Source organism: Pandoraea nosoerga (assembly GCF_902459585.1).
GTDB lineage: Bacteria > Pseudomonadota > Gammaproteobacteria > Burkholderiales > Burkholderiaceae > Pandoraea > Pandoraea nosoerga.
On the sequence record NZ_CABPSC010000006.1, the window covers coordinates 36,219 to 51,300 of the forward strand.

10 protein-coding genes are annotated in these 15,082 nt (G+C 67.4%); 8 read left to right on the forward strand and 2 right to left on the reverse strand.

Going from position 1 to position 15,082, the window contains the following annotated elements; all coding sequences use genetic code 11:
* Nucleotides 1-158: 158 nt before the first annotated feature.
* Nucleotides 159-2,384: a TonB-dependent receptor gene (locus PNO31109_RS09585; protein WP_150555385.1), complete on the reverse strand. Its 2,226-nt coding sequence runs from the start codon at nt 2,382-2,384 to the stop codon at nt 159-161.
* Between the two features lie 637 nt (nt 2,385-3,021).
* On the opposite strand from PNO31109_RS09585, the gene PNO31109_RS09590 reads away from it, so the two are divergent.
* From PNO31109_RS09590 to PNO31109_RS09600, 3 genes are all read left to right on the forward strand, one after another.
* Nucleotides 3,022-4,089 carry an aliphatic sulfonate ABC transporter substrate-binding protein gene (locus tag PNO31109_RS09590; RefSeq protein WP_150555386.1) on the forward strand — a complete coding sequence of 356 codons (1,068 nt, stop codon included), beginning with the start codon at nt 3,022-3,024 and terminating at the stop codon, nt 4,087-4,089.
* 339 nt (nt 4,090-4,428) lie between these two features.
* A complete protein-coding gene (locus PNO31109_RS09595) occupies nt 4,429-8,190 on the forward strand; it encodes an AfsR/SARP family transcriptional regulator (protein ID WP_150555387.1) in 3,762 nt (1,253 codons plus the stop codon).
* Between the two features lie 180 nt (nt 8,191-8,370).
* Nucleotides 8,371-8,994 carry a molybdopterin-dependent oxidoreductase gene (locus PNO31109_RS09600; protein WP_174966346.1) on the forward strand — a complete coding sequence of 208 codons (624 nt, stop codon included), beginning with the start codon at nt 8,371-8,373 and terminating at the stop codon, nt 8,992-8,994.
* A 60-nt stretch (nt 8,995-9,054) separates the two neighbouring features.
* Here the strand turns inward: PNO31109_RS09600 and PNO31109_RS09605 are convergent, their stop codons facing one another.
* Nucleotides 9,055-10,122 (reverse strand): FCD domain-containing protein, encoded by a 1,068-nt coding sequence (locus PNO31109_RS09605; protein WP_150555389.1) that lies wholly within the window; start codon nt 10,120-10,122, stop codon nt 9,055-9,057.
* A 252-nt stretch (nt 10,123-10,374) separates the two neighbouring features.
* Between PNO31109_RS09605 and PNO31109_RS09610 the strand changes: the two genes are divergently transcribed.
* The 5 genes from PNO31109_RS09610 (at nt 10,375) to PNO31109_RS09630 (ending at nt 15,028) form a co-directional block, all read left to right on the forward strand.
* Nucleotides 10,375-11,580: an ABC transporter substrate-binding protein gene (locus PNO31109_RS09610; RefSeq protein WP_150555390.1), complete on the forward strand. Its 1,206-nt coding sequence runs from the start codon at nt 10,375-10,377 to the stop codon at nt 11,578-11,580.
* Nucleotides 11,581-11,722: 142 nt separating this feature from the next.
* The gene (locus PNO31109_RS09615; RefSeq protein ID WP_150555391.1) at nt 11,723-12,580 is read left to right on the forward strand and encodes a branched-chain amino acid ABC transporter permease; all 858 of its coding nucleotides are present in this window, start codon (nt 11,723-11,725) and stop codon (nt 12,578-12,580) included.
* Complete coding sequence (locus PNO31109_RS09620; RefSeq protein WP_150555392.1) at nt 12,580-13,566, forward strand: branched-chain amino acid ABC transporter permease; 987 nt, start codon at nt 12,580-12,582, stop codon at nt 13,564-13,566. The genes PNO31109_RS09615 and PNO31109_RS09620 overlap by 1 nt, the downstream gene beginning before the upstream one ends.
* A complete protein-coding gene (locus PNO31109_RS09625; RefSeq protein ID WP_150555393.1) occupies nt 13,563-14,330 on the forward strand; it encodes an ABC transporter ATP-binding protein in 768 nt (255 codons plus the stop codon). Before PNO31109_RS09620 ends, PNO31109_RS09625 begins: the two co-directional genes overlap by 4 nt.
* Nucleotides 14,327-15,028, forward strand: coding sequence for an ABC transporter ATP-binding protein (locus tag PNO31109_RS09630; protein WP_150555394.1), 702 nt, complete (start codon nt 14,327-14,329; stop codon nt 15,026-15,028). The genes PNO31109_RS09625 and PNO31109_RS09630 overlap by 4 nt, the downstream gene beginning before the upstream one ends.
* The last annotated feature ends 54 nt before the right edge of the window (nt 15,029-15,082 follow it).

Consider the following 15,082-nt stretch of genomic DNA (forward strand, 5'->3'; position numbering starts at 1 on the left):
GAGCGTTCCTCGTGAAAAAAAGCGAAGCGCGAGTCGGGCCGCCTGCCCGCTCGCGCCTCGTATTGTGCGTTATTTTGCCGGCGTCCGGTTCAACGCCGGCGCGGCCGGCCTGCGCTGGATCAAGCAAGCCTCGCGGCGGCCGGGCACCGCCGCGCGGGTCAGAACCGGTACGTTCCCGTGAGCAGCGCCGTGCGTCCGATGCCCGGCGCGGCGCGGCCGCCATCGGACTGAATCAGGCCGTCGAAGTATGTCTTGTCGAAGACGTTGAGCAAGTTGAAACGAATGTCGTACTTCGGCTGATGATAGGCCACGGTCGCATCCCAGCGCGTGTAGCCGCCCACCCGGATGAGGTTGGTGTTTGCCGCATAGCGCATCGACATGTAGTTCATGCCGCCACCCACCTCCCAATGACCGAGCGTGTACGTCGACCAGAGCGTGACCGAGTGCCTCGGCGTGTTCGCGAGCACATTGCCCTGCGTGCCGTCGTTGGCCTGCAGCACCCGCGAATTCAGGAACATGTAGCCGCCCATCACCTGCCAGTTCGGCGTGATGTGCCCCGTGGCGCTCACTTCGGCGCCCCGCACGCGCACCTTGCCCGCGCTCGTGTACTGCCCGGAGGTGCCGGTCTGCGTGCGTGCGTTGTTCTTCGTGATCTGGAACAGGGCCGTGTTGATCGCGAGATTGTCGTCGAGCAGATTCCACTTGCTGCCGACTTCGAACGACTCGTTCGTCTCGGGCGGCAAGGCCTGCGTGTTGTTGGTGACGGTCAGCGCTTCGAGCGACGGGTTGAACGACGTGCCGTAGGAGAAGTAATACGACTGCGCCTCGCTCGGCTGGTAGATCACGCCGGTGCGCACGCTCGTATAGTTGACGGTCTGCGTGGCGTAGCCCGGCGAGCTGATCGTGTTGGAGAGCTGCGCCTTGTACCGGTCCCAGCGCAGCCCGCCTACGAGCTTCCACTGCCGGGTGAGCTCGATCGTGTCGTTGGCGTAGAGCGCCACCGTCTCGGCTGTGCCCTGCGCGAAGTTGCCCTGGGTCGTCGTCACGTTCGGCAGGTTCGCGTAGTACGCGGTGCTGCCCGCCGGAATCCAGCCCAGGAAGCCCGACGCCTGGCCCGCTCCGGTGCGCAGATAGGTCTGGTTCTCGTAAGTGTCGCGCCCGAGCTCCGCGCCGGCGACAAGCGTGTGCCGCAACGGTCCCGTGGCGAACGACTTCACGACGTCCGTCTGGTTGTACAGCGCGGAGTCCGTGAGCTTGCGATCGTGGCTTTGCAACTGCACCCAGAGCTGGTCGAGCGAGTACGACGGAATGCCGGCCGTCGGGCCCGTGGGCAGCGTGGTGAAACCGCTCGCCCCGTTCCCGTTGGGCACGCCCACCGCATGCGCGGAGGTCTCGATCGCGTCGATCACATAGCGACTGTATTGCGTCTGGTTGGTGATCTTCAGCGTGTCGTCGACCTTGTGCTCGATCTTCGCCGTGAAGCTCATCACGTCCTGCACCGTGCGGTCCGTGGTCAGGCCGTAGAACTGATGCTTCGAGATGGGCAGCGGGCTGCCGTTGTAGCCGACCGTGCCGTAGTCCGGCATGTCGCGGTTGTGTTCGATGAGCGCCGAGAGCGTGATCTGCGTCGGCGTGCCGATGCCCAGCCTGAGCGTGGGCGCGACGCCCCAGTCCTGGTTGTTCATGACGTCGCGCGTGGTGTGGATGTCCTGCGCGAAGCCGTTGATGCGAAACGCCGCCGTGTCGGAGAGCGGCCGGTTCAAGTCGAACGAGCCGCGATAGCGGTCGTTCGTGCCGATCGTGCCCGACACTTCGTTGAGCGGCTTCAGGTTTGCCTGCTTGCTCACCTGGTTGATCACGCCCCCGGTCGAGCCGCGGCCGAAGAGCATCGACGATGGCCCTTCGAGCACTTCGATCGAGTCGAGATAGAACGTGTCGCGATAGTACTGGCCACGATCGCGAAAACCGTCGAGGTAGATGTCGGTGCGCGCCGTGAAGCCGCGCAGATTGATGTTGTTGCCGATCTGGCCGCCCTCGGCGCCGCCGAGCGTGATGGCCGGCGAGTTGCGCAGCGCGTCGGCGAACGACGTCGCCCCCTGTGCCTGCATCACTGCCTTGTCGATCACCGTGACCGACTGCGCAATGTCGCGAATTGCGGTCGGCACCTTGGCGCCGACGGTGGCCACGTCGCGCTGATAGTCGTCGCGAACCGCCGCACCGCTCACGTCGGTTTGCGGCAACGCGGTCGCGGCGGGCGACTGCGTCCCGCTCGGGGACGAAGCGTCCGCGGCGCTTTGCGCCATCGCCGGCGTGGCGCAGGTGACGGCCAGAGGTGCGGCGAAGAGCGCCATCATGGCGAGAGCGAGCGGCTTGCGTTGCATCATGATCGAGTTCGAAGTGCGTCGTGGACAGAGAAAATGCGGACAACGCACGGGAAGCGGTGTCCGCGGCGCCGGCGACGGTGCGAACCGGGCGGGATGGCAATTTCCGCTTCGCTACGACACTCCCCGCCTCGGGCATGGGCGGCGAATATAAATAGGAATGATTTTCATTACAAGGCTGGGATCGGCGGGCAACGCCGGGAAATCGCCAGATTTCCTGTAATACGGCGTAATACGTGCGCACCAATCCAGTGCGAGCCGTCAGTAAGGCGATGAAAGCAAGACGTTTGATTTGCCGACCATGAATCGCTGATGGGCCCCGATTTGCCGCGAAAATACGGGTTTCCCCTAGGACCGCCGGCGCAACGACAGCCAACGATTCCTCTGGATTGCCCAAAGCGGCCGGGCCTCCTTCGTCCGTTTGCCTGCCCACCGGTCCCCTTTGCTCCCCGTCCGCTTCGCGCGACGACGTCATACCGATATGACGCGGCTCGCGATAAGCAAAGGCGAATCGCTTATTGGCGAACCGGCCGCGCATCGCGATACAAGTGGGAGGCGCGCCTCGCGCGAGCCGAGCGCCATCGCGGCCTGCCGGCCGCCGCCATCGATTCCGTCATCCTTCGCCCTTGCCACCCGCCCCATGTCCATCAAGAACGACCGCGTCCTGCCCGCTTCCCAAACCGTAGCCGTCGCCACCTCGAGCCTCACCGTCCATCCGAGTCGCCGGCAGTTCCTTCGGCGCGCCGGCGTCGCGGCGCTGGCGGGCGGCGCCCATGCGCTGGGCGTTGCGGGCGCAGTGACGCGCAGCGCCCCGGTGCACGCGGCGAACGGTCCGCTCACCTTGCGCATCGGCTACCAGAAGTCGTCCACGCTGATCGTCCTCGCGAAGGCGCGCGGCACGCTGGCGCAGGCGCTCGCCCCGCATGACGTCACGCTGACCTGGCACGAGTTCACGAGCGGGCTGCCGCTGCTCGAAGCGCTCAACGTCGGCAGCATCGACTTCTCGGCCGACGTCGCCGACACCGTGCCGGTGTTCGCGCAAGCGGCCGGCGCGCGCATTGCCTACGTCGCGCGCGAAACACCGTCGCCGGACGCCGAGGCAATCCTCGTCCCGGAAGCCTCGCCGATCCGCACGCTCGCCGACCTCAAGGGCAAGCGCATCGCCGTCACCAAGGGCGCAGGTGTGCATTACCTGCTGATCGTGGCGCTGCAAAGCGTAGGACTGCGTATCGGTGACGTGCAGCCGGCGTACCTCACGCCGGCCGACGCACGCGCGGCGTTCGCCAGCGGCAACGTCGACGCCTGGGTGACGTGGGACCCGTTCTTCGCGAGCGTGGAGCGTCAGGACAAGGTGCGCACGCTCGTCACCGCACGCGGATTGGCCGGCTATCAGCGCTACTACCTCGCCACGCCGGCATTCGCGCGCGATCATGGCCCCGTGCTGCGCGAGCTGTACCGGACGTTGCGGGAAACCGGTCAGTGGGTGCGCGCCAATCCGCGCGAAGCCGCAGCCCGGCTCGCGCCCATCTGGGGGCTGGACGCCGCGACCGTGGAGGCCGCCAACCGCCGCCGCAGCTACGACGTGCAGCCGGTGGTGCGCGAAGCGATTGCCGAGCAACAGCGCATTGCCGACGTCTTCACGCAGGCCGGCCTGCTGCCCAGGCGCGTGGATGCGGCCGACGCCACGATCTGGCAGGCGCCGGCCTGAGTTGGCGCTCGCCTGGGAATTCGGCGCCTCCCGCGCGACGGCGGCCGCGTGGGCGCAATGCCCACAATTTCTTGCGAATTTCTCAGGTATTTCCGACGGAATTCATGCACATGTTTATACTTGGACCTGCAATTCATAAAGCATTCGGCCGGAGCCCCCCCGGAACGGCCTTGGCGTAGTGCCAGAGTGCCGGCCGTTCGAACCCGAGCGCAGCACATGCCGCGCTGAGCGGATCGTCCGGACGCGTCGGCCTGGCACGACGACATCATCGAATCGGCAGCGCCGGTGCGCCCCTCTCATGCGAGCGCGCCGGCGTTGCCTATTGGCCGTCCAGGGACAATGCAACCCACCAGATCGCTCTACCTGCTCGGACCGATGCGGGTCGAACAAGGCAAACAGGCGTGCGCCGTGAAGTACACGAAAGCGCGCGGCCTGCTCGCGTATCTCGCTCTGCAACCGGGCTATCACACGCGCGGTGCGCTCGCGGATCTCTTCTGGCCCGACGAAGACGGTCAGGGCGGGCGCGACAAGCTCAAGCGCATGCTCTTCCATCTGCGCGACACGCTGGGCGACGAACTCTTCGAATCCGACCGTCAGGTGGTGCGGCTGCGCCCGGAGACCGGCCTGTGGATCGACGCGCATGTCTTCGCAAGCATGATCGAGCAGGCCAGCCGCACGCTCGACACCGTCACCGGCCTCGATCTCGCGGCGCACCTGCAGCACCTGGCCGACGCCGTCGCGCTCTACCAGGGGCCGTTCCTGCACGGGCTCTCCGTGCGTGACACGCCCGATCTCGAACAGTGGATCGAACTGCAGCGCGACGAATACCAGCGCCGCCGCGTGTTCGGCGAGCGTCTGCTTGCCGACGGTTACGCGCGCCTGGGCGATCTCGATCAGGCGCTCGCGCACGCCCGCCAGCTCGTCGCGCTCGCCCCGTTCGACGAATCGGGCTGGCACTGCCTGCTCGCGCTGCTGCTGCGCGCCGGCCGCCGTGACGACGCTGAAACCGAATATCGCCGCCTGTGCGACATTCTCCATGAGGAACTGGGCGAGTCGCCCGGCCAGGCGCTCAGGCAGTTGCTCGAAACGCCGCCCGCACGCATGGAACAGCGCGCCGCGGGGCCGGAACGTCGCCAGCTTACCGTGGTCGCCATCGAACTCGCGCCCAACGGCATCGACGATCCCGATCAACTCGCCGGCATGATGCGCCCGCCGCTCGTGCAGTGCGAAACGATTCTGCGCCAGTCGTGGGGCTATACGGTGCGCACCCCGACCGGCGGCCTGCTCGGCTACTTCGGCTATCCCACCGCGCTCGAAGGCGCGGGACGGCATGCGGTCGAGGCCGCCATGCGCTGCGTGCAGGCGAGTACCGCGCGCGTTGGCATCGGTGTGGGCGTTCACACCGGCCTCGTGATCAGCTCGGTGGCCGACGACAGCCCCGACACCGGCGGGCGCGTCTCGCGCGCGGCCGCGCAGCTCGCCGACATGGCGCTGCCGGGCGAAGTGCTGATCTGCGACGCCACCCAGCGCCTGATCGGTGTGGCCATCGCCACCACGCCGCACGGCAGCGTGCGCGAGCGCCACGCCAATCGCGAAATCGCGGTGCATCGCGTCAATCCCGACCCCACGCCGGAGCGCCGCTCGCGCCGCCGCGCGGCCATGCTCTTCGGCCGCGACGGCGCGCTTGCCGAACTCGCCGCCGCGCATGCCGCCGTGCGCGACGAGAGCACTGGCCTGGGCGTGCTCGCGCTGGTGATCGGCGAGGCGGGCATCGGCAAGTCGGCGCTGGTGCGCCACTTCGTGCAAACGCGCGGTCTGCGCGCGATCGATCTCGCCTGCGCCCAGGATGGCGCGGGCACACCGTTTCATCCCATCGCCCGCTGGGTGCGCGCCCAGTCGGCCGCCGACGCCTCGCAGATGCCGCAACCCGCCCTGCTCGCGCATCGTCGCCTGCGCGAGCTGTTCGACATGCACGCCGAGGGCAACGTGCCGCACGCGTGGAAGCAGGTCGTGCTCGACGAAGCGCCCCGCCTGCTCGCGACACTGCTGCCCGACGGCGGCGTGCTGATGCTCGACGACGCCCACTGGGCCGATCCTTCCACGCAGGAGTTGCTCGCGCTCATGGCGGAGAATCCGCCGGGCGGACGCCTGCTGCTCATTTGCGCGCGACCGGAATTCGAGCTGCCGTGGCGCCACACCGTGGGCTTGCGACGCATCGATCTCGCACCGCTGGACGCCGGCGCGGCCGCGTCGATCGTCCGCGCGGCCACGCCGCGTGTGGCGCTGCCGGCGGCCCTGCGCGAGCGCATCGTGCATCTGGCCGAAGGCGTGCCGCTGTTCCTCCAGGAACTTGCGCGCGCGACGGCGGCGCAACAAGGCGGGCGCGGCACCGGCGGCGCCATGCCCATGCCGGCGAGCCTGCAGGAACTGATGATGGCGCGCATCGACGCCGCGGGCAGCGCCAAGCCGGTCGCCCATTTCGCGTCGTGCCTCGGGCCCGAATTCCAGGCGGACGTGCTCGCACGCGCGAGCGGACGCTCGATGGCGCTCGTCGAACGTGCGCTCGACACGCTCGTCGCCTGTGCCCTCGTGCAGCGCCAGGACAACGGGCGGTATGTCTTCCGTCATGCGCTGCTGCACAAGGCCGCCTACGACGCGCAGCCGCAGGAGCGCCGTCAGGACGCGCACCGCCGCATCGCGATCGCCATGCGCGAGCACGACGAGACGGCCGTGCAGACCGAACCCGAAGTGCTTGCCTGGCACTTCCGTCAGGCCGACGAGCCCGACGCCGCCATCGAACACTATCGCCTCGCGGGCGAGTATGCGACGGGACGCCAGGCGTTTCGCGAAGCGTGCGCGCACTACCAGAGCGCGCTCGACGTGCTGCGTCAGACCGGCACCATCGCGCAGACGGCACAGCGCGAACTGCAATTGCGCATGGCGCTTGGCGTACCGCTCGTTGCATTGCATGGCTATGGCTCGGAACCGGCTCGGCACAACTTCGAGACGGCGCTCGCGCTCGCCCAGCCCATGGGCGACGACGTCGCGCTGTTCCCGGTGTACTGGGGCCTGTGGCTCGGTTCGAGTTCGTGGAGCGACTTCGAGCGCAGCATCGAGCTCGCCCGCAAGCTCATTCACATTGCCGAACAGGCCAACGCCGCGCCGCTGCTCGCCCACGCCTACTATGCGCTGGGCAACAGCCTGTGCTGCCACGGCGACTTCGCCGGGGCGGTCACCGCGCTGGAGACCGGACTGTCGCACTACCGGCCGGAGAGCGCGGACACCGGGCTGGGCGAGGACGCCCGCATCACGGGCCTGTCGTTCCTGTCGTGGGCGTACTGGTTCACGGGACGCCACGACGCCTCGCTCGCCGCGAGCGAGCAAGCGCTGGCAATGGGCCGCGAGCAGGGCCGGCGCTACTCCTTCTCGTTCGCGCTCGTGTTCGCGGCGATGCTGCGCCGCTTGCGCCGTGAAGTGGCCCCCGCCGAAGCCCTGGCGAGCGAAGCCACGGAAGTGGCGACGGAGACCGGCGTCGCGCTGTGGGCGCTCGCCGGTCAGACGATTCGCGGCTGGGCGCTGGCCTCGCGCGGCGACGTGAGCGGACTCGAGCGCATCACCGACAGTGTCGGCCGTCTGAGCGAGATCATGGGCGGCGTCGAAGGCATCTTCTTCGGGCTGCTCGTGGAAGCCTGCGCCGGCACCGGCGACATCGCCCTCGGGCTGCACGCCGCCGAGCGCGGCGCGCACGTGGCGGCTCGCCGCAGCGATGCCCACTGGCAAGCCGAGTTCCTGCGACACAAGGGCGACTTCCTGCGCGCGGGCCATCATCCCGACGACACCGTCCGTCCGTGGCTGCAGCAGGCGCTGCAGACCGCGCGAGCCCAGGGCTCGCCGATGCTCGCGCTGCGCGCCGCGCTCAGTCTGCTGCGCCTCGAAGGCAACGACCCCGCCCTCGATGCCGAATGCGTGGCGGTGCTGCGTGGCGCGCTCGACGCGCTGCAAGGCGGCGAGACGCTGGCCGACGTGCAGGAAGCGCGCGCCCGGCTGGCCGACGTGGCGGCGCGCGCGCCGCAAACGCAAGCGGCGCGGTACGGGAGCTGAGCAACGAGTCTCGGGACGACGCACGGGCGCGCCGCCCCGCTGGCGATGGAAGCGATGGTGGTGATGGTGGACGGGCGTGGACATGCGAATAGCCCCTATCAGGCGGCTCGTATGTCCACACGGGACCGGCCCGCTATATTGGGGCGACCCGTGCCCCCAGGCCCATACGCCGAACCCGACATGTCTCTCGACCGCCCGCGCGCGCACGCCGGCTTCTCTCTCGATTCGCCCCGTTCGCCGGCGCCATGCGATGCGCCGCGCATCGCCGCCGGCAACACACCGCGTGCGCTGCCGTGCGCGGCGGCCCCTGCCTCGCCTTGCTCCCCTGCGTCCTCGCGCCCGGCTCGCGTCTCGCGTGAAGTGATCGTCTCCGGTTGCGTCAAGCGACGCCACTCGTTCGATCTCTGTGCGCTCATGCGCCTGCCAACCCAATTGACCGGCCCGCTCGAGGTGGTATGCCTGTCGGGAAGGAAGGTGCGCGGCGCGGGCGACTACAAGGGCGTGCGGCTCACCGCGTTGCTCGACCTTGCGCAGTGGCGATTGCCGCAGGCCCGCGACTTCACTCGCGCCTACGTGCTCGCGCATGGCGCCGACGGCTATGCGGTGATGTTCTCGTGGCACGAGCTCTACAACACGCCGGTGGGCGTGGGTGCGCTCGTCGTCTACGAACGGGACGGACAGCCGCTCGGCGACGAGGAAGGCGGCATCGGCCTGATCTCGACGTGCGACCTTCGCGTGGCATTGCGCCAGGTGCGGGCACTCGAGCGCCTGACGGTTCATCTGGCCGATGCGCACGCGCGTTGATCGCCCATCGCAATCGATGGACCGATCGGCTGACCGTCCCGTGCGCGCCGCGGCGCGGCCTCAGTCCGCCGCCGCGCGCTTGCGGGACGCCCCTGAGACGGCCTTTGAGACTGTTTTTGAGGCTGCTTTTGTGACTGTTTTCGGGACCGCTTTTGGGACGCCTCTTGGTGCGGCCTTGGACGCGACTCCGGTGGCAGCGTTTGGACCAACGTCTACGGCGAGCGCTTCGGAGCCCTTGCGCCTGGCGGGCGTCTTGCGCGCCTCGCTTGCCGCCGCCGGCTTGCGGCGCGCCTTCTGTGCCGTCCCGTTGCCGAGTTGCGAGCGCACGCGCTGCTGCATGTCGGCGATGTCCGAGTCGAGAATCAGTCGGCCGCGCAGCTTGCCGTTCATCCGCTTGATGTAGGTGCGCGCCTCCTGCATGTGAAATTGCATGAGTTCGCGCACGCGCTGCGCGTCGCCCGCACGCGCCGCGTCGGTGATCTGCCGATGGATGTTGACGTTGGCCGTGCCGAACTTCTCGTGCTCGCGGCGCGGCGTCTCGTTGCCGAACACGATCAGCTGGCGAATCATCTCGTTGACGAGCTCGCAGGTAAAGCGCAGAAAGCTGTTCGGATTGGCGGCCGCGAGAATGTCGTGGAAGTCCACGTCGGCCTGACGCTGGCGCAGCAGTTCTCGCCGATCGTGCGACGCCGGACTGCAGCACGCCATGTTGTGTTCGAGCGCGGCGAAGTCGGCCTCGGTCAGATGCGGTACGGCGCCCGCCGCGAGTTCCGGCTCGAGCAGCTGACGCACCGTATAGATGTCGTCGATGCTCACTTCCTTGAAGAACAGATAGTTCTGCATGAGCTGGAACGTGCGCTCGAGCGGCACCTCCACCACCATGCCGCCGCCCGACGGCCCCGTGCTCACCTTGATGAGCCCCTGGACCTCGAGGGACTTGAGCGCCTCGCGAATGGTGCTCTTCGATACCCCGAACATCTGCTGCAATTCCACTTCGCGCGGCAACCGGTCGCCGGGCAGCAGATTGCCTTCGGTAATCAGACGCTTGATTGATTCGGCGACGAGATCGCCGCGCTTTTGCTGCTTGATTTCCAACGGCTCACGCATCGTTTGCGGATCCAATGCCATGTGGCGCCTCGCTCATTGTCGGCCGTGCCGACCCGGAATTTTTTCCGATTGACACTCCGGGGCATTATACCTACGATCGATTTCATCCTATTTATCATTATAAATATGACGAATAGGGATAAGGCCCCGGACGTTGCAAGCCGTTACTGTCAGCTCGCGCCTCAGTCGATTTTCCAGGGCGCCGGCCGGCTCGCGCGTGACGCGCTGCACGTTTGCACCCGCTGAACGATCGCTCCCTCACTGGAGACCAAATTGAATCGTCGTGAACTGTTGAAGCTCGCCGCCGCAGCGTCTTTGCCTGCCTCCCTATTCTCCGCTCGCGACGTGTTCGCACAGGGCGCCGGCGCCATTCAGCTGGCGTGCCCGGTGCCGATGTCGGGGCCTTTCGCCGCCAACGGCAAGTTCGCCGATCTCGGCATGAAACTCATCGTCGAGCAGTACGGCAAGGTGCTCGGCCGCCCGCTCGCCTACACCACGCTCGACACCGAGGGCAAGCCCGCCACGGCCATCCGCCGCGTGCAGGAAATCGCGCAACAGAAGGGGGCGCGCTTCTTCGCGGGCGGCATTCTGTCGTCCGAGGCGCTGGCGATGGGCAAGGAAGCCGAGAAGGCCGGCGGCATCTTCATCACCACGGCCGGCGCCGACGAGATCACCGGCAAGGACTGCAACAGCGCCACGTTCCGCTGGTCGGTGCCGACCTTCGGTGCGATCGAGCAGACGGTGCGCCCGCTCATCGAGTCGATGCCCAAGGCCAAGCGCTGGTACACGATCACGCCGCAATACGTGTTCGGCGAAGGACTGCTCACCGCCGCGAAGAACATCTTCCGGGAAAAGGGCATCGAGCATGTGGGCAACAGCTACCACTCGCTCACCGAGAAGGAATTCTCGGGCTACTTGACCAACGCCGCCGCCGCCAAGCCCGACGTGCTGCTCATCCTGAACTTCGGCTCGCAGTCGTCCGACACGCTGCGTCAGGCCGTAAGCTTCGGCATGAAGAAAAACTGCACGATCCTGATGGCCTGGGCCTCGGGCCTGGAGCAGTTCGAGACGCTCGGCGCGGACCTGTGCGACGGCGTGTACTTCGGTGCGCAGTACTGGCACGCGGTCGCCTCGCCGTTGAACCTGGATCTGGTCAAGCGCACGCAGGAGCGCTTCAAGCAGAACCCGAACTACAGCCTGGCGGGCTCCTACATCTGCTCGAAGCTCATGCTCGACGCGATGGTCAAGGCGGGCAGCGCCGAGCCCAAGGCGGTCATCGCGGCGATGGAGGGCATGAAGTACGACGGCCTCACCGGCCCCGAAGAGATTCGCAAGGGCGATCACCAGGTGCTCAAGAATTACTATCTGCTCAAGGGCAAGCCGAAGTCGAAGATGAAGAATGCGGACGACTACGCCGACATCGTGAGTGCGGGCAAGTCGTTCCTGCCGCTCGACAAGACCGAGTGCAAGATGGCCTGACGGCCTCACGCCGCCGTACCGGCAATACTGGCACCACCGCACGCGGGGACGCTCCGGCGCACCCGCATGCGCCGTCTGTGCGGCCCGCGCAAGCGGACGGCGCACGGGGTTCCACGTCCACCCAAGTTTTTACGGGACGCGCATGAACGTCTATTTGCTGCAAGTCATCAACGGCGTCGGGATCGGCATGTTGTACTTCCTGCTCGCCGTCGGGTTGTCCATCATCTTCGGGCTGCTGCGCTTCGTGAACTTCGCGCACGGCGCCTTCTATCTGCTGGGCGCCTATTTCTGCTATCAGGCGCTGCAATGGGGCCTGTCGTTCTGGCTCGCGCTGATCGTGTGCCCGATCGTCGTCGGCGCCATCGCATGGATCGCCGAGAAGGTGCTGCTCTCGCACATCTACGAGAAGGCGCACGAATTCCACATCCTCGTGACCGTCGGACTGGCGCTCGTCGTGCAGGAGCTCGTCATCATCGTGTGGGGGCCGCTCGGCGATAACGTCGCGGTGCCCGAAACGCTCGACGGCGTGGTGATGTGGGGCAGCTTCATCTATCCGAAGTACCGGCTCTTCCTCATCGGCTTTACCGCCGCGTTCGCCGCGGTATTGTGGTGGCTGCTCGAAGGCACGCGCCTTGGCAGCGCCGTGCGCGCGGGCAGTGAATCGTCGGAGATGGTGTCGCTGCTCGGCATCAACGTGTTTCGCGTGTTCAGCCTTGCGTTCGGACTCGGCGCCGGCACGGCGGCCCTCGCGGGCGTGCTCGCGGCGCCGGTGCGCGGCGTCGAGCCGTTCATGGGCATCGAAGCACTGGGCATTGCATTCGTGGTGGTCGTCATCGGCGGCATGGGCAGCTTCGCGGGCGCGCTCGTGGGCGGCCTCGTGATCGGCATCGTGCAGAGCCTCATGAGCACGCTGTGGCCCGAAGGCGCACGATTGATGATCTATGTGGCGATGGCGGCCGTGCTGCTCATGCGCCCGCACGGCCTGCTCGGGAGGGGATGATGCTGCAACGCTACCGCTTTTGGCTGCTCGCGGCCGCCGTCACGCTGATCCTGCCGCTCACGCTCTCGTCGGGCACGCTGGCCACCGAGGTGCTGGTCTACGCGTTGGCCGCCCTCGGCTGCAACCTGCTGCTCGGCTACACCGGCCTGCTGTCGTTCGGGCAGGGGATCTTCTTCGGCCTGGGCAGCTACACGCTGGGCATTTTGCTCACCCGCACGGCGCTGCCGATGCCGGTCGCGCTCATCGCCTCGATCGTGCTGGGGGCGCTCATCGCGGCGCTCGTCGGCAGCTTCGCGATCCGGCAAAAGGGCACTTACTTCGTGATGCTCACGCTCGCCTGCGCCCAGATGTTCTACTTCCTCGCTTATACGGCAACCGACTGGACCGGCGGCGACAACGGGCTGCTCGATATTCCGCGCAAATCGCTCGCGATCGGCGGACAGACGCTCGTGCCGCTCGACACGCCGTGGCAGTACTACACCTTCGTGGCGGCGATCTTTCTCATCGTGTTCGCCGTGCTGCTGCGCGTGGCCGACTCGGTGTTCGGCCGCACGCTGCTCGCCATTCGCGACAACGAAACGCGCGCGGCGGCCATCGGCTATCACGTGAAGACGTTCAAGCTCGTGGCGTTCGCCATCTCGGGCGCGGTCACCGCCCTGGCCGGCGCACTGCACGCGCTGATGACCGGCATCGCGCCGCTGTCGAACATCGAGTACCACGCGAGCGAAATGATTCTCGTGATGACCGTGATCGGCGGCACGGGCAATCTGTTCGCATCGGTGCTGGGCGCGGCATTCTACGTGCTCGCCGCCGACTGGCTGTCCACGCTGTGGCCGCGCTGGCTGCTGCTGCTCGGCCTGCTGCTCATTGCCGTGAGCCTGTTCATGCACCGCGGCCTGTGGGGCGTGGGCGAATCGCTGTGGCAGCGCGTGAGCGGCAAGCGCGGCAAACTCGAACCGCAGACCTCGCAGGGAGACCCGACATGAGCGAAGCCCTCATCGACGCCTCGGGCATCGTCAAGCGCTACGGCAAGTTCACGGCGCTGCACGGCGTCGACCTGCGCGTGGCGCCGCGCACGGTGCATTCGGTCATCGGCCCGAATGGCGCCGGCAAGACCACGCTGTTTCACATGCTCACGGGCACGGTGCCTGTCTCGGGCGGGCGCATCCTGTTCGACGGTCACGACGTCACCACCGAGGCCGACTATCGGCGCGTGCAGCGCGGCATCGCCCGCTCGTTCCAGGTCACGGCACTGTTCCAGAACCTGTCGGTGCGCGAGAACCTGCGCCTCGCGGCGCTCGGTGTCACGCCGCGTCAGGCCCTCTCGTGCTGGCGCAAGGCCGACGGCCCGCGTGCGTGCGCGTCGGTGGTCGACGACGTGCTCACACGTCTCGCGCTCACGCGTCACGCCGACACGGCGGCAGGCTCGCTCTCGCATGGGCAGCAGCGCCGGCTCGAAGTCGGCATGGCGCTGGCCGCGCGCCCCAAGGCGATCTTCCTCGACGAGCCCACCTCCGGCATGGGCATCGACGATCTGGACGACATGAAGCAGCTCATCCGCGGCCTGCGCGAGGACCATACGGTGGTGCTCATCGAGCACAACATGAACATCGTAATGGACATCTCCGACACGATCACCGTGATGCAGCAGGGGCGGGTGCTCGTCGAGGGCCGGCCGGACGCCATTCGGGCCGACGACCGCGTGCGCGCCGCCTATCTCGGCAACATGATCACCGGAGGCCGTGCATGATTCTCGAGGTCGCAGGCATTCACAGCTATTACGGCAAGAGCCACATCCTGCAGGGCGTCTCGCTCAATGTCGGCGACGGCGAGCTCGTCACGCTGCTCGGTCGCAACGGCGCCGGCAAGTCCACCACGCTCAAGAGCATCGCGGGCGTGGTCGCGCCCCGGGCGGGAAGCATCTCGTTTCTCGGCAAGCCCATCGCTGGGCAGCCGGCGCATCGCATCGCGGCGCGCGGCGTGTGCTTCGTGCCCGAGCATCGCGGCATCTTCAAGCTGCTCACGGTCGAAGAGAACCTCAAGCTCGGCGCGCGCCGCGATTCACCGTGGCAGCTCGCGGACATCTATCGCATCTTCCCGCGCCTGCAGGAGCGCCGCAAGAACGGCGGCGCGCAGCTCTCGGGCGGCGAACAGCAGATGCTCGCGATCGGCCGCGCGCTCATGAACCATCCGCGCCTGCTCATGCTCGACGAACCGGTCGAAGGTCTCGCGCCGGTCATCGTCGAGGAAATCGTGGCGCAGTTAAAGCTCATCAAGCAGGCGGGCGTGGCGATCCTGCTCGTCGAACAGAATCTGGAAGTCTGCACCCAGCTCGCCGACCGGCATTACATCGTCGAGCAGGGTGTGATCGTGTATGGCGCGGACAACGCCGCGTTCCTCGCCGACGAGGTCGTCAAGGACCGTTACCTGGGCGTGGGCGTTGCGTGATCCGCGCGCTTGTCGCTTCCCCGGCGCGCCGCTTCCAGCCGTAGGGCGGGCGCG

Coding starts and splice junctions, on each gene's coding strand:
- PNO31109_RS09585 (WP_150555385.1), bottom strand. CDS start 2,384: ATGATGCAACGCAAGCCGCTCGCTCTCGCCATGATGGCGCTCTTCGCC.
- PNO31109_RS09590 (WP_150555386.1), top strand. CDS start 3,022: ATGTCCATCAAGAACGACCGCGTCCTGCCCGCTTCCCAAACCGTAGCC.
- PNO31109_RS09595 (WP_150555387.1), top strand. CDS start 4,429: ATGCAACCCACCAGATCGCTCTACCTGCTCGGACCGATGCGGGTCGAA.
- PNO31109_RS09600 (WP_174966346.1), top strand. CDS start 8,371: ATGTCTCTCGACCGCCCGCGCGCGCACGCCGGCTTCTCTCTCGATTCG.
- PNO31109_RS09605 (WP_150555389.1), bottom strand. CDS start 10,122: ATGGCATTGGATCCGCAAACGATGCGTGAGCCGTTGGAAATCAAGCAG.
- PNO31109_RS09615 (WP_150555391.1), top strand. CDS start 11,723: ATGAACGTCTATTTGCTGCAAGTCATCAACGGCGTCGGGATCGGCATG.
- PNO31109_RS09620 (WP_150555392.1), top strand. CDS start 12,580: ATGCTGCAACGCTACCGCTTTTGGCTGCTCGCGGCCGCCGTCACGCTG.
- PNO31109_RS09625 (WP_150555393.1), top strand. CDS start 13,563: ATGAGCGAAGCCCTCATCGACGCCTCGGGCATCGTCAAGCGCTACGGC.
- PNO31109_RS09630 (WP_150555394.1), top strand. CDS start 14,327: ATGATTCTCGAGGTCGCAGGCATTCACAGCTATTACGGCAAGAGCCAC.